The 12,088-nt window shown below is 71.3% G+C and carries 10 protein-coding genes; 3 read left to right on the top strand and 7 right to left on the bottom strand.

Features of this window, described 5'->3' with window-relative positions:
- Position 1: 1 nt before the first annotated feature.
- Positions 2 to 1,039, bottom strand: a complete 1,038-nt coding sequence (locus ACZ7G1_RS23355; RefSeq protein ID WP_470877348.1) for a glycosyltransferase family 2 protein — start codon at positions 1,037 to 1,039, stop codon at positions 2 to 4.
- Between the two features lie 72 nt (positions 1,040 to 1,111).
- On the opposite strand from ACZ7G1_RS23355, the gene ACZ7G1_RS23350 reads away from it, so the two are divergent.
- The gene (locus ACZ7G1_RS23350) at positions 1,112 to 2,632 is read left to right on the top strand and encodes an LCP family protein (RefSeq protein WP_470877349.1); all 1,521 of its coding nucleotides are present in this window, start codon (positions 1,112 to 1,114) and stop codon (positions 2,630 to 2,632) included.
- Between the two features lie 28 nt (positions 2,633 to 2,660).
- On the opposite strand, the gene ACZ7G1_RS23345 is transcribed toward ACZ7G1_RS23350, so the two are convergent.
- Positions 2,661 to 3,206 (bottom strand): acyl-CoA thioesterase, encoded by a 546-nt coding sequence (locus tag ACZ7G1_RS23345; protein WP_470877350.1) that lies wholly within the window; start codon positions 3,204 to 3,206, stop codon positions 2,661 to 2,663.
- Between the two features lie 130 nt (positions 3,207 to 3,336).
- Here ACZ7G1_RS23345 and ACZ7G1_RS23340 point away from each other — a divergent pair, with 130 nt between their 5' ends.
- Positions 3,337 to 4,584, top strand: a complete 1,248-nt coding sequence (locus tag ACZ7G1_RS23340; RefSeq protein WP_470877351.1) for an LCP family protein — start codon at positions 3,337 to 3,339, stop codon at positions 4,582 to 4,584.
- 122 nt (positions 4,585 to 4,706) lie between these two features.
- Here ACZ7G1_RS23340 and ACZ7G1_RS23335 read toward each other — a convergent pair whose 3' ends face one another.
- The 4 genes from ACZ7G1_RS23335 to ACZ7G1_RS23320 all read right to left on the bottom strand — a co-directional run bounded on the left by ACZ7G1_RS23335 (position 4,707) and on the right by ACZ7G1_RS23320 (position 9,540).
- Positions 4,707 to 6,299, bottom strand: a complete 1,593-nt coding sequence (locus ACZ7G1_RS23335) for a hypothetical protein (protein WP_470877352.1) — start codon at positions 6,297 to 6,299, stop codon at positions 4,707 to 4,709.
- The gene (locus ACZ7G1_RS23330; protein ID WP_470877353.1) at positions 6,296 to 7,102 is read right to left on the bottom strand and encodes a polyprenol monophosphomannose synthase; all 807 of its coding nucleotides are present in this window, start codon (positions 7,100 to 7,102) and stop codon (positions 6,296 to 6,298) included. The genes ACZ7G1_RS23335 and ACZ7G1_RS23330 overlap by 4 nt, the downstream gene beginning before the upstream one ends.
- Before the next feature lie 69 nt (positions 7,103 to 7,171).
- Complete coding sequence (manB, locus tag ACZ7G1_RS23325) at positions 7,172 to 8,254, bottom strand: mannose-1-phosphate guanylyltransferase (RefSeq protein ID WP_470877354.1); 1,083 nt, start codon at positions 8,252 to 8,254, stop codon at positions 7,172 to 7,174.
- Positions 8,255 to 8,382: 128 nt separating this feature from the next.
- Positions 8,383 to 9,540 carry an acyl-CoA dehydrogenase family protein gene (locus tag ACZ7G1_RS23320; RefSeq protein WP_470877355.1) on the bottom strand — a complete coding sequence of 386 codons (1,158 nt, stop codon included), beginning with the start codon at positions 9,538 to 9,540 and terminating at the stop codon, positions 8,383 to 8,385.
- A 127-nt stretch (positions 9,541 to 9,667) separates the two neighbouring features.
- Here ACZ7G1_RS23320 and ACZ7G1_RS23315 point away from each other — a divergent pair, with 127 nt between their 5' ends.
- The gene (locus ACZ7G1_RS23315) at positions 9,668 to 10,999 is read left to right on the top strand and encodes a UDP-glucose dehydrogenase family protein (RefSeq protein ID WP_470877356.1); all 1,332 of its coding nucleotides are present in this window, start codon (positions 9,668 to 9,670) and stop codon (positions 10,997 to 10,999) included.
- Positions 11,000 to 11,067: 68 nt separating this feature from the next.
- On the opposite strand, the gene ACZ7G1_RS23310 is transcribed toward ACZ7G1_RS23315, so the two are convergent.
- Entirely contained in the window at positions 11,068 to 11,991 is a 924-nt protein-coding gene (locus ACZ7G1_RS23310; protein ID WP_470877357.1) for a membrane dipeptidase, read from the bottom strand.
- Positions 11,992 to 12,088: the final 97 nt, after the last annotated feature.

The raw sequence follows: 12,088 nt of genomic DNA, 5'->3' as shown, positions 1-12,088 counted from the left end.
CTCAGACCGATTCGGGCTCGCTCGTCAGGACCGCCGGGCGGCGGCTGGCGATGACCTTGTTCGCGAGGGAACGGGGGCTGGTGAGGAAGCCGTAGCCCCAGGACATGTGCATGGTGGCGAGGGCGACGGGGATCTGGAGGCGGGCCTTCAGGGAGAGGCCCTTGCCGGCCGGGACGGAGCCCACGGCGATGGCGGCGAGGTAGCCGGCCGGGACGACGAAGCCGAGCGGGGTGAGGGCGGCGCCGACGACGAGACCGGCGGCGATGGCGCAGACGGCGGTCGGCGGGGCGAGGTAGCGGAGGTTGATGGAGCCCTGGTGGTAGCGGGCGACGACGTGGCGCCAGCGGCCGTAGTCCTTGTACTGCTTGGCGAGGGCCTTCACGGAGGGCCTCGGGCGGTACTGGACGCGGAGCTCGGGCGAGAACCAGATCAGGCCGCCGGCCTCGCGGATGCGGAAGTTCAGCTCCCAGTCCTGGGCGCGGATGAACTCGACGTTGTACCCGCCCTGCCGTTCGAGCGCCTCACGCCGGAAGACGCCCAGGTAGACGGTCTCGGCGGGGCCCGCGTCGCCGCCCGTGTGGAAGGCGGCGTTGCCGACGCCGATCTTCGAGGTCATCGCGGCGGCGACCGCGTCCTCCCAGGCGTTCTCGCCCTCGGCGTGCATCACGCCGCCGACGTTCTGCGCACCGGTCTCTTCGAGGAGGCGGACGGCCGTCGCGATGTAGTTCGGCGACAGCATGCCGTGGCCGTCGACGCGTACCACGATCGGGTGGTGGGAGGCCTCGATCGCCGCGTTGAGCGCGGCGGGGGTGCGGCCGGTCGGGTTGGGCACCGTGATGACGCGGCGCTTGCCCGAGGCGGTCTCGCGGACGAGCTCGGCGGCGATCTCGTCCGTGCGGTCCGTGGACGGGCCGAGGGCGATCACCACCTCCATCTCTCCTTCGTACTCCTGCTCCAGGATGTGACGAACGGAGGTGCGCAGGTACCGCTCCTCATTGAGGACCGGCATGATCACGGAGACGGGGGGCGTGGCGTTCATTGCCCGCCACGTTACCGCGAATGGGGGACAGCGGTGCGCGCCGAGCGGGTGGCGGCCGCTGGCGCTGATCGTATGGGCCTACCGTGCTCACGGTTCCCGCTGTCGCACCCGCGGAGGTGTCCGTCCGTGCCCCCACCGCCCCGCACGCCCCGTCCCCGGCCCGCCGCCCGCCCCGCACCGGTCCGACGGCGGCGCAGGCGCCCACGGTGGGGGATGCGGATGGCGACGGCGCTGTCCGTGACGGTCCTCGCCGCGGGGGGCATCGGGCACGCCGTGGTGACCGGTCTGGACACCGGGATCACCCGGGTCGACCCCTTCAAGGACATGAAGAACCGGCCGCGGGCCGGGCACGGGATGAACGTCCTGGTCGTCGGCACCGACGGCCGCGACCGGATCACCCCCGAGGAGAAGGCGAAGTACCGGCTCGGCGGCGCCCCCTGCCACTGCACCGACACCGTGATGCTCGTCCACATCTCCGAGGACCGGGAACGGGCCAGCGTGGTGAGCCTCCCCCGCGACTCGTACGCCGAGATGCCCGAGCACACCGACCTCAACAGCGGCCGGAAGCACCGCGCCCACCCGGTGAAGCTGAACGCCGCCTACGCCGAGGGCGGGCCCTCGCTCACCGTGCGGACCGTCGAGTCGATGACCGGCGTCAAGATCGACCACTATCTGGAGGTCGACTTCACCAGCTTCATGAAGACCGTCGACGCGGTCGGCGGCGTCCAGATCTGCACGACCCGGGCGGTCAAGGACGCGTACACCGGGCTCGACCTCGCGGCCGGCACCCACGAGCTCGACGGCGGCCAGGCCCTCCAGTACGTCCGCTCCCGCCATATCGACGGCGCCGCCGACATCGGCCGCATGCAGCGCCAGCAGCGGTTCCTCGCCGCGCTCATCGAGCGCACCACCAGCGGCGGGGTGCTGCTCAACCCGGTGCGGTTCCGCGAGGTCGCCACCACGATGCTGAGCTCCGTACGGGCCGACGAGGACTTCGGTACGGATCAGCTGCTCGCCCTCGCCAAGGCGATGCACGGCTTCACGCCGGCCTCCTCCGAGTTCGTCTCCGTCCCCATCGGTGACATGAGCTTCCCCGTGAAGGGCATCGGCTCGACCGTGAAGTGGGACGCCGCCAAGGCCCAGAAGCTCTTCCAGGCCCTCCGCGACGACCGGCCGCTCGCCCCGCAGAAGGCCGCGAGCTCCTCGAAGGCGCCGAAGGCGGCCGTCGTGGACGTGGCGCCGAAGACCATCCGCGTCCAGGTCTACAACGGGACCCGCACCGACGGCCTCGGGCGCAAGGTCGACGACGCGCTGCGCGCCACCGGCTTCGACACCACGCGCTCCCCCATGACGGGGGCGGGGCAGGAGCGGGCGCGCACCGTGGTCGAGTACGACCCCCGCTGGGACCGCTCGGCGAAGTCCCTCGCGGCGGCGCTGCCGGGGGCGGAGCTGAAGGCGGTGGCGGGCCGGGGCGGGGTGCTGCGGGTGATCGTGGGCGGTGACTACCGGGCCGTGCGGGCCGTGCGGGCGGAGGACGCGGGGCGCGGCGGGCCGTTCGAGGCGGTCACGGGGGACCAGGTGGTGTGCCCGTAGGCCCCGTGGGGGTGCGGGGGCCGGGTGCTCAGTCCTCGTAGCCCTCGGCGGCCCGGCGTTCGCGGAGGTCCTTGATGGCCTGGCGGCGGGCGAGGCGGTGGGTGCGGCGGATCTGGGCTTCCTGGTTGCGGCGCTTGTCCTGTTCGGTCTCGGGGAGGACAGGGGGGACGCGGCGGGGCCTGCCGTCGGCGTCGACGGCGGCGAAGACGAGGTAGGCGGAGCCGACCTGGGTGGCGGGGGTGGATTCGTTCCAGCGCTCGGCGAGGACGCGGACGCCGACCTCCATGGAGGAGCGGCCGGTCCAGTTGACCTGGGCCTTCACGTGGACGAGGTCGCCGACGCGGACGGGCTCGAGGAAGGCCATCTCGTCCATGGAGGCGGTGACGGCGGGGCCGCCGGAGTGCCGGCCCGCGACGGCGCCGGCGGCGTCGTCGACCAGTTTCATGATCACGCCACCGTGCACCGTACCGAGGAGGTTGGTGTCGTGGCTGGTCATGATGTGGCTGAGAGTGGTGCGGGAGGCGGAGGTCGGCTTGCCCGGGAGTTCGTCCGGGATATCGCCCTGTTCTGTCATGCCCTCCACCATATGCCGGGTCTGGTCGGCGTCGTCGTCAGGTCCGGTTTGCATCAGCTTGGCAACAGCACCGGTCCGATCTTCTACCCGGGCTGTCGCCCCGATCGGCCTGCCCGGCACACTGGTCCGTATGAATGACTGGCCTGAAGACGGTGGGTACGGGCGCGGCGGCGCGAACTCCCAGCCCGAGGGACCCCGCCGGATGAGCCACGTGCAGCGACCGCAGCAGCAGCCCCGCCAGGGCCAGGGCTACAACCCGAACTACACGCAGGCGCGGAACGAGGGCTACGACTCCGGCTACAGCACCGGCCAGGTCTACGGCTCCCCGCAGGGCGGCGGCCAGGGCGGCCGCGGCACCCCGCCCCCGTACACCCCGCAGGGGCCGGGGCGGCCCGCGCCGGACTGGCGCAAGCGCGCCAAGGTGGGCTCGATCGTGCTGGTCGTGGGTGTGCTCGCCTGGGGCATCGGCACGTACGCGTGGGCCAGTTCGCAGATGCGGAACGAGGTCGATCTCTCCAAGGTCATCGAGCGGCCCGAGGAGGGCGACTGCACGACGTACCTGATCGTCGGCTCCGACAGCCGTGAGGGCATGTCGGCCGAGGAGAAGAAGAAGCTGCACACCGGCTCGGCCGAGGGCAAGCGGACCGACTCGATGATGATCCTCGCGGCCTGCTCCAGCGGGAACACGATGGTCTCGCTGCCCCGTGACTCCTGGGTGACGATCCCGAACTTCGTCGGTTCCGAGTCCGGAAAGGCGTACCCGGCGCGCGGCGGCTCCAAGCTGAACGCGGCCTACGCGATGGACGGCCCCGAGCTGCTCGTGCGGACCGTGGAGTTCAACACCGGGCTGCGCATCGACCACTACGCGGAGATCGGCTTCGCCGGCTTCGCGAACATCGTGGACGCGCTCGGCGGCGTCGAGCTGAACATCGACAAGGGCTTCAAGGACAAGAAGTCCGGCGCGAACTTCCAGGCCGGCAAGCAGACCCTCAACGGCGAGCAGGCGCTGGCGTTCGTCCGGACCCGGTACGCCTTCGCCGACTCGGACCTCCAGCGGACGAAGAACCAGCAGAAGTTCCTCTCCGCGCTGGCCAACCAGGCGGCGACGCCGGGCACGATCCTCAACCCGTTCGCGCTGTACCCGACGCTCGGCGCCGGTCTGGACACGCTGATCGTGGACAAGGACATGTCGCTGTACGACCTCGGGAAGATGTTCTTCGCGATGAAGGGCATCAACAGCGGTGACGGCAAGTCGATGAACATGCCGCTCGCGGGCTCCGCGCCGCAGAACTCCCTGAAGTGGGACATGCCGAAGGTGAAGCAGCTCGTCGAGCAGATCAAGAACGACGAGAAGGTCACCGTCGAGTCGAACCGGTAAGAACCGGTAAGAACCGGTAAGAACCGGTAGGAGCCGGTAGGAGCCGGTACACCGGTGACACGGCGAAGGCGCCCCTCACGATCACTCGTGGGGGGCGCCTTCGTCGTGTCCGGTGCGCGGTGTCAGCCGACGACGCGGTAGAGGGTCTGGCCGTTGGGGCCGGTCTCGACCTTGCGGACGGCCGGGTCGCCCTCGGGGAGGCCGGGCTGGCCCTTCCACTGGAGGACCCAGGTGACGTCGTACTTGTGGAGCAGCGCGAGGCGCTCGTCGCGGGACGCGCCCTCGGCGAAGTACCGCTTCGAGTCGGCGACGCGCTCGTCCTCGTCCGGCAGGAAGAAGTCCGGGTAGGGGACGGTCACCGTGTAGAAGCCGAAGGCGGGCAGCTTCTGGGCCGCCTTCCAGTCGGTCATGAAGACGTCGCCGTACTTGGCGTGCTCCGCGACCCAGTGGTACGTACGCGGGGGCTGCCAGGTGCCCTCGGTGACCGTGGTGGACAGGGCGTCCTGACGGAGGACGAAGCCGAGGCCGGAGCGCTGCCCCCAGAGGCCCATGACGAGGGCCGCGGCGAGGGCGGTGCCGAAGAGCGCCTTGACGAGCTTGCGGCCCGCCTCGGCGGCGGCGATCGCGGCGGCGATCTGCGCGGGGATGACGACGGCGGGCAGCACGCGGCCGTACGACCACTTGTCGAGGAACCAGCCGGCCGTCACCATCGCGAGCGCGACGAGGAACCACAGGACGAGCGGGTCCCGCCGGTCGCGGACGAAGCGCATGACGAGGGCGACGCCGCCGACGACCATGACCAGCCCGTAGACCGGGAAGAGGTTGTTGTAGAGGACCTTGTGGATGTCCTCCAGGCCGCCGATGCCGAACAGCGAGAAGAACGGGTAGTACGGCCACAGGGCCAGCACCGCGACGCCGGCGACGACGGCGCCGGTCAGCTTGAACCAGGTCTCCTTGACGGGCCACGGGCGGGCGCCGCCGAGGACGCCGATCGCGCCGAGGGTGATCACGACGCCGGAGAACTGGTGACTGAGCATCAGGACGGCCCACATGACGCCGAGTCCGGCGTACGGCAACCAGCCGGTGACCGTGCCGCGGCGCAGGGCGACGCGGAGCAGGGCCAGGAAGTGCATGCCGAGGGCGAGCGTGAAGACGCTCGGGTACGACATGATCAGGCCGAGCGAGGCGAAGCCGAGGAAGCCGCTCCAGGCGAAGCCCTTGGTGCCCCAGAGGAACAGCACGCAGAGCACCGCGAGCGGCGGGGCCACGCGCCGGTCCGTGAAGGTCCGGGTGAAGAACCAGATGCCCGTGAAGAGCAGCACCAGGCTGAGGACGGCCGCGAGCCGCAGGATGTGGAAGGTGTTGAGGTCGGTCGCCTTGGCGACCAGGCTCAGGAAGACCATCCACGGCGAGTAGTACGGGCTGTCCGTGGCCGAGTCCACCATCGGGTTGCCCGGGTGGATCAGGTCGTGCCGCAGCCGCTGGATGGTGGCGGCGTGCACGCCGAGGTCACCGGTCCAGGGCAGGCGCACCACCATGAACACGAACGCGGTCACGACGAGCAGGAGCGCGCCGTGCACCACCGCGAGCACCCGGCTCTCGGAGAAGAGCCGGGCGGTCCACGAGGACCCCTCGACCGACGTGCGGGCGGGCCTGTCGGCCGTCGCCCGGTTCACATCGGCCGGGGAGTCCCTGCGTATGTCGGAGAGGCTCACTTACGGCCCCGGGAGCGCACACGCAGCTTCCAAGGCATCGCGATGGACTCCAGCTGGACGGCCAGGTTCATCTTGGACTCGCCGACGGTGCGGTCCTCGAAGTGGATCGGCACCTCCATGACCTGGAAGCCCCGGCGGAGCGCGGCGTACTTCATCTCGACCTGGAAGCTGTAGCCGGCCGAGCCGACGGAGCCGAGGTCGATGGCGCGCAGCGCTTCGGCGCTCCACAGGTTGAAGCCGCCCGTGATGTCGCGCACACGGGTGCCGAGGATGGTGCTGGCGTAGGCGTTGGCCCAGCGGGAGAGGAGCTTGCGGTGGGCGCCCCAGGCGTCGGAGAGGGTGCCGCCGGGGACGTACCGGCTGCCGACGACCAGACCGGCGTCGGTGGAGAGGGCGACGCCGAGCATCTCGGCGATCTTGCCCTCGGGGTGGGAGCCGTCGGCGTCCATCTGGAGGACGTAGCGCGCGCCGTCCTCGACGGCCTTGGTCATGCCGGCGGCGTAGGCGCGGCCGAGGCCGTCCTTCGCGGTGCGGTGCATGACCGACATGCGCGGGGTGCCGTCCTCGGCGTGGAACTTCTGCGCGAGCTCCTCGGCTATCTGGCCGGTGCCGTCCGGGGAGGAGTCGTCGACGATCAGCAGCCGCAGGCCGGGTATGTCGAGGTCCATGAGGAGCTCGGCCATGCGCGGCACGTTTCCGGCCTCGTTGTACGTGGGCATGACCACGGTCAGCGGGGTACGGCCCCACGACTCGGGGAGTGCGCTCGCGGTCGCGACGTCATCCGCACCGGGGTTCTGGTACACACCTGTCACTGGATTGCTGCCTCACTGACGACTGAAAGGTTGGAGATCACGCGGAGACCCGGGACCGGGTCAGCGGTCCGAGGAGAAGCGGAGCGCGGCGTCGGGCAGCTCTGCCTCGCACCACACACGCGCGCCGGCGCGCACTTCGTTGTCCGCGCCGACCCGGGCCCCGTCACCGACGACGGAGCTGTCGACGACGGTGCGCTCGCCGATGACCGAGCGCGCGCCGATGAGGCTGGCGGTCACCTGGGCGTCGGCCCGTACGGTGGCGCCGTCGAGCACGATGGAGCCCTGGACGACGGCGCCGGCCTCGATGCGCGCACCGGCTCCTACCACGGTACCGTCCCCGAGCTTCGCGGCGGGATCCACCTGCGCGCCGGGGAGGACGAGGGCCTCGCCGCGGGGGCCGGGGACGGCCGGGGAGGCGACGACGCCGCGGACCAGGTCGGCGGAGGCCTGGACGAAGGACTCGGGCTTGCCGAGGTCCAGCCAGTAGGTGTCCTCGGTCTTGCCGTGCAGCTTGGCGCCGGAGGCGAGCAGGCCGGGGAAGGTCTCGCGCTCGACGGAGACCGGACGCCCCTCGGGGATGGCGTCGATCACGGAGCGGCGGAAGACGTAGCAGCCGGCGTTGATCTGGTCGGTGACGATCTCCTCGGGCGTCTGCGGCTTCTCGGTGAAGGCCAGCACCCGGTTCTCGGCGTCGGTGGGGACCAGGCCGAAGGCGCGCGGGTCGGCGACGCGGACGAGGTGGAGGGAGACGTCGGCCTCGGCGGCCTGGTGGGACTCGACGAGGCCGCGGATGTCGAGGCCGGTGAGGATGTCGCCGTTGAAGACGAGGACGGGCTCGTCGGGGCCGCTGGTGAGGCGGCGGGCGGCGTTGCGGATGGCGCCGCCGGTGCCGAGCGGCTCGTCCTCGATGACGTATTCCAGGTGGACGCCGAACGCGGAGCCGTCACCGAAGTACGGCTCGAAGACCTCGGCGAGGTAGCAGGTCGCCATGACGATGTGGGTCACACCCGCGTCGGCGGCCCTGGCTATCTGGTGGGCCAGGAAGGGGACCCCTGCGGCTGGAACCATCGGCTTGGGGGTGTTGACCGTGACGGGTCGCAGGCGCGTCCCCTGTCCGCCGACCAGCAGCACCGCTTCCGTCATTGTCTTCCCTAACACGATCGGGTGTACGAAGCGCTAAATCTAGCCCAACCGCGCGTCTGTGCGGACCGGAGGCGAGCACGGATGACCGCCTCCGGCAACACTTCTGTTCGCCTTGCGGCGTCCGGTGATTACGGGAGGTTGCGGGCCATCACGATGCGCTGAACCTGGTTGGTGCCTTCGTAGATCTGGGTGATCTTGGCGTCGCGCATCATGCGCTCGACGGGGTAGTCGCGGGTGTAGCCGTAACCGCCCAGGAGCTGGACGGCGTCGGTGGTGACCTCCATGGCGACGTCGGAGGCGAAGCACTTGGCCGCGGCGCCGAAGAAGGTGAGGTCGCCGTCGACCCGCTCGGACTTCGCGGCGGCGGCGTAGGTGAGCTGGCGGGCCGCCTCCAGCTTCATGGCCATGTCGGCGAGCATGAACTGCACGCCCTGGAAGTCGGCGATCGGCTTGCCGAACTGCTTGCGCTCCTTGACGTAGCCCTTGGCGTAGTCGAGGGCGCCCTGAGCGATGCCGATGGCCTGGGCGGCGATGGTGATGCGGGTGTGGTCGAGGGTCTTCATCGCGGTGGCGAAGCCGGTGCCCTCGGCGCCGATCATGCGGTCGGCGGGGATGCGGACGTTGTCGAGGTAGACCTCGCGGGTCGGGGAGCCCTTGATGCCGAGCTTCTTCTCCGGGGCGCCGAAGGACACGCCCTCGTCGGACTTCTCCACGACGAAGGCGCTGATGCCCTTGGAACGCTTGTCCGGGTCGGTGACGGCCATCACGGTGTAGTACTCCGAGACGCCCGCGTTGGTGATCCACCGCTTCACGCCGTTGAGGACCCAGAAGTCGCCGTCGCGCACCGCGCGGGTCTTCATGCCGGCCGCGTCCGAACCCGCGTCCGGCTCCGAGAGCGCGTAGGAGAACATCGCCTCACCACGGGCGAGGGGCGCGAGGTACTTGTGCTTGAGCTCCTCCGAGCCCGACAGGATCACCGGCAGCGAGCCCAGCTTGTTGACCGCCGGGATCAGCGAGGACGAGCCGCACGCACGCGCGACCTCCTCGATCACGATCACCGTGGCCAGCGCGTCCGCGCCCGCACCGCCATAGGTCTCCGGGACGTGCACCGCGTGCAGGTCGCTGGCGACCAGCGCGTCCAGCGCCTCCTGCGGGAACCGGCCCTCCTCGTCCACCGCCGCCGCGAACGGAACGATCTTCGCCTCCGCGAGCGCGCGGACCGACTCCCGGAGCATGTCGTGCTCCTCGGAGGGCCGATACAGGTCGAAGTCCTTGGAACCGGTCACGTTCACTCACTCCCACACTTGCTAACTACCGTTAAGTAACTGAAATGGTAGGGCGTGACCCGGCCCCGGACCAGGGCACGACTATGCTCGGGCAGGCATTTCCGGCCGACGTTCACTGGAGACCCGCATGGCCCTGAAGATCACCGTGATCGGCACCGGCTACCTCGGCGCCACCCACGCCGCGGCCATGGCGGAGCTGGGCTTCGAGGTGCTCGGGCTCGACGTCGTGCCCGAGAAGATCGAGATGCTGGCCGCCGGCCGGGTCCCGATGTACGAGCCCGGCCTCGAGGACCTCCTCGCGAAGCACGTGGCCGGCATCGAGGGATCGAGCGGGCGGCTGCGCTTCACCACCTCCTGGGAGGAGGTGGGCGCCTTCGGCGACGTGCACTTCGTCTGTGTGAACACTCCGCAGAAGCACGGCGAGTACGCCTGTGACATGAGTTACGTCGACGCCGCCTTCACCTCCCTCGCCGCGGTCGTCCGGGAAGGGGCCCTGGTCGTCGGCAAGTCGACCGTGCCCGTCGGCTCGGCCGAGCGGCTCGCCGCGCTCCTCCCCCAGGGCGTCGACCTCGCCTGGAACCCGGAGTTCCTGCGGGAGGGCTTCGCCGTCCAGGACACCCTGCACCCCGACCGGATCGTCGTCGGCGTGCGCGGCCCCGGCGAGCGCGCCGAGAAGACGCTCCGCGAGGTGTACGCGGTCCCCGTCGGCGAGGGCTCGCCGTTCGTGCTGACCGACTTCCCGACCGCCGAACTGGTGAAGACGGCCGCGAACTCCTTCCTCGCCACCAAGATCTCCTTCATCAACGCGATGGCCGAGGTCTGCGAGGCCGCCGGCGGCGACGTCGCCAAGCTCGCCGAGGCCATCGGCCACGACGACCGCATCGGCGCCAAGTTCCTCCGCGCCGGCATCGGCTTCGGCGGCGGCTGCCTGCCCAAGGACATCCGGGCGTTCATGGCCCGCGCGGGCGAGCTCGGCGCCGACCAGGCGCTGACCTTCCTCCGCGAGATCGACTCCATCAACATGCGGCGCCGCGGCCAGATGGTCGAGATGGCCCGCGAGGCCCTCGGCGGCGCCACCTTCCTCGGCCGCCGGGTCGCCGTGCTCGGCGCCACCTTCAAGCCGGACTCGGACGACGTCCGCGACTCCCCCGCGCTCAACGTGGCCGGCCAGATACACCTCCAGGGCGGCCAGGTCACCGTCTACGACCCGAAGGGCATGGACAACGCCCGCCGCGTCTTCCCGACCCTCGGGTACGCCGACTCGGCCCTGGAGGCCGTCCGTGGGGCGGACGTGGTGCTGCACCTGACCGAGTGGCGGGAGTTCCGCGAGCTCGACCCGGCGGAGCTGGCGAAGGTCGCCTCCTCGCGGGTGATCCTCGACGGCCGCAACGCGCTGGACGGCGAGCGCTGGCGGACGGCCGGCTGGACGTACCGGGCGATGGGCCGCCCGCGCGCCTGACCCGGTCATCACGGCGAACGAAGAGGGGCGCACCGCCTTGGCGGTGCGCCCCTCTCGCGTCCCTGTGGTCAGGCCGCGGCCGGGCGGATCCGGTTCGTCCGGGCCAGGAACTCCGTCTCCCGCAGCGCCCGGGTGACATTGGCGTGCGCGAGGCCGACGAGCTCCTGCGCGGTCCAGCCCCGGCGGAGCAGCTCCGCGAAGAGCGGGACGTAGCCGCTGGCCGGGTCGGTGGTGTGCGAGACGCCAGCGCACGGGGCGCCGGCCTCCGCGCGTACCCGGTCGAGCTCGTCGGCGGCGGCCGCCGTGTCCTCGGTCACCGTGACCATGCAGACGGCGCCGTTCGCGCCGAGCAGGCGCAGCACGTCGTCCGGCAGCGGCTCGGTGGCCGCCCGGGTGAGCAGCGCCGGGGCGCGGGTCACCGCGAGGGCGCGGCGGACGGTGTCCTGGTCGGCGCCGGACAGGTCCACGGCCAGGCCGAGGCGGTTCATCTCGCGGACCGCGTCACGGGCGAAGCGGTCGAAGCGGGTGAGGTTCACCGCCCGGACGCCGAGCGCGTGGTAGGCCCGCAGGGTGGCCGCCGAGCCGCCGAGGGCGGTCCAGCTGACCGGACCGAGGAGCGCGGCGACCCGGCCGCAGTTGCGGGCGTGGGCCATCTCCGAGGTCGTGTACGCGAGGCGCAGGTCCTCGGGGCAGGCGGCGACGAGCGCCCGGACGCCGTCGATCCGCCGCAGGGTCCCGATGACGCCTTCGTCGGCCTCCACGTGCAGCGACCAGAGCTGCGCCCCGGCCTCGGCGGCGCGGGCGGGCGGCAGGTCCTCGGGGTCGAGGGACCCGGGGAGTTCGGTGTGGCCCTCGGTGACGGGCTGGGCGGCGAGGAGGGCCCGGGCCCGGGCCGTCTCGTCGAGCGGCGGGGGTGGCTCCGGGGGGTCGAGCTCGCCGGCGGCGGCAGGGACGGTGGAGAGGGTGGGATGGTCGTCTAGCAGTTCCGCCATGGTCTTACTCCGAACTCGGCGATGCAGTACCGCCCCGCCGAGAGCGGCGGGGCAGTACCGTCCACCGTGCCACCGGCCCCCTCGGGGGGCGCGGCGG

This window comes from Streptomyces sp. NPDC037273 (assembly GCF_055603625.1).
This window is presented reverse-complemented; position numbering and strand designations above follow the sequence as displayed.

Bases quoted from the DNA above. Each gene is read 5' to 3' on its own strand.
- ACZ7G1_RS23355 (WP_470877348.1), bottom strand. From the start codon at position 1,039: ATGAACGCCACGCCCCCCGTCTCCGTGATCATGCCGGTCCTCAATGAG.
- ACZ7G1_RS23350 (WP_470877349.1), top strand. From the start codon at position 1,112: ATGGGCCTACCGTGCTCACGGTTCCCGCTGTCGCACCCGCGGAGGTGT.
- ACZ7G1_RS23345 (WP_470877350.1), bottom strand. From the start codon at position 3,206: ATGACAGAACAGGGCGATATCCCGGACGAACTCCCGGGCAAGCCGACC.
- ACZ7G1_RS23340 (WP_470877351.1), top strand. From the start codon at position 3,337: ATGAATGACTGGCCTGAAGACGGTGGGTACGGGCGCGGCGGCGCGAAC.
- manB (WP_470877354.1), bottom strand. From the start codon at position 8,254: ATGACGGAAGCGGTGCTGCTGGTCGGCGGACAGGGGACGCGCCTGCGA.
- ACZ7G1_RS23315 (WP_470877356.1), top strand. From the start codon at position 9,668: ATGGCCCTGAAGATCACCGTGATCGGCACCGGCTACCTCGGCGCCACC.
- ACZ7G1_RS23310 (WP_470877357.1), bottom strand. From the start codon at position 11,991: ATGGCGGAACTGCTAGACGACCATCCCACCCTCTCCACCGTCCCTGCC.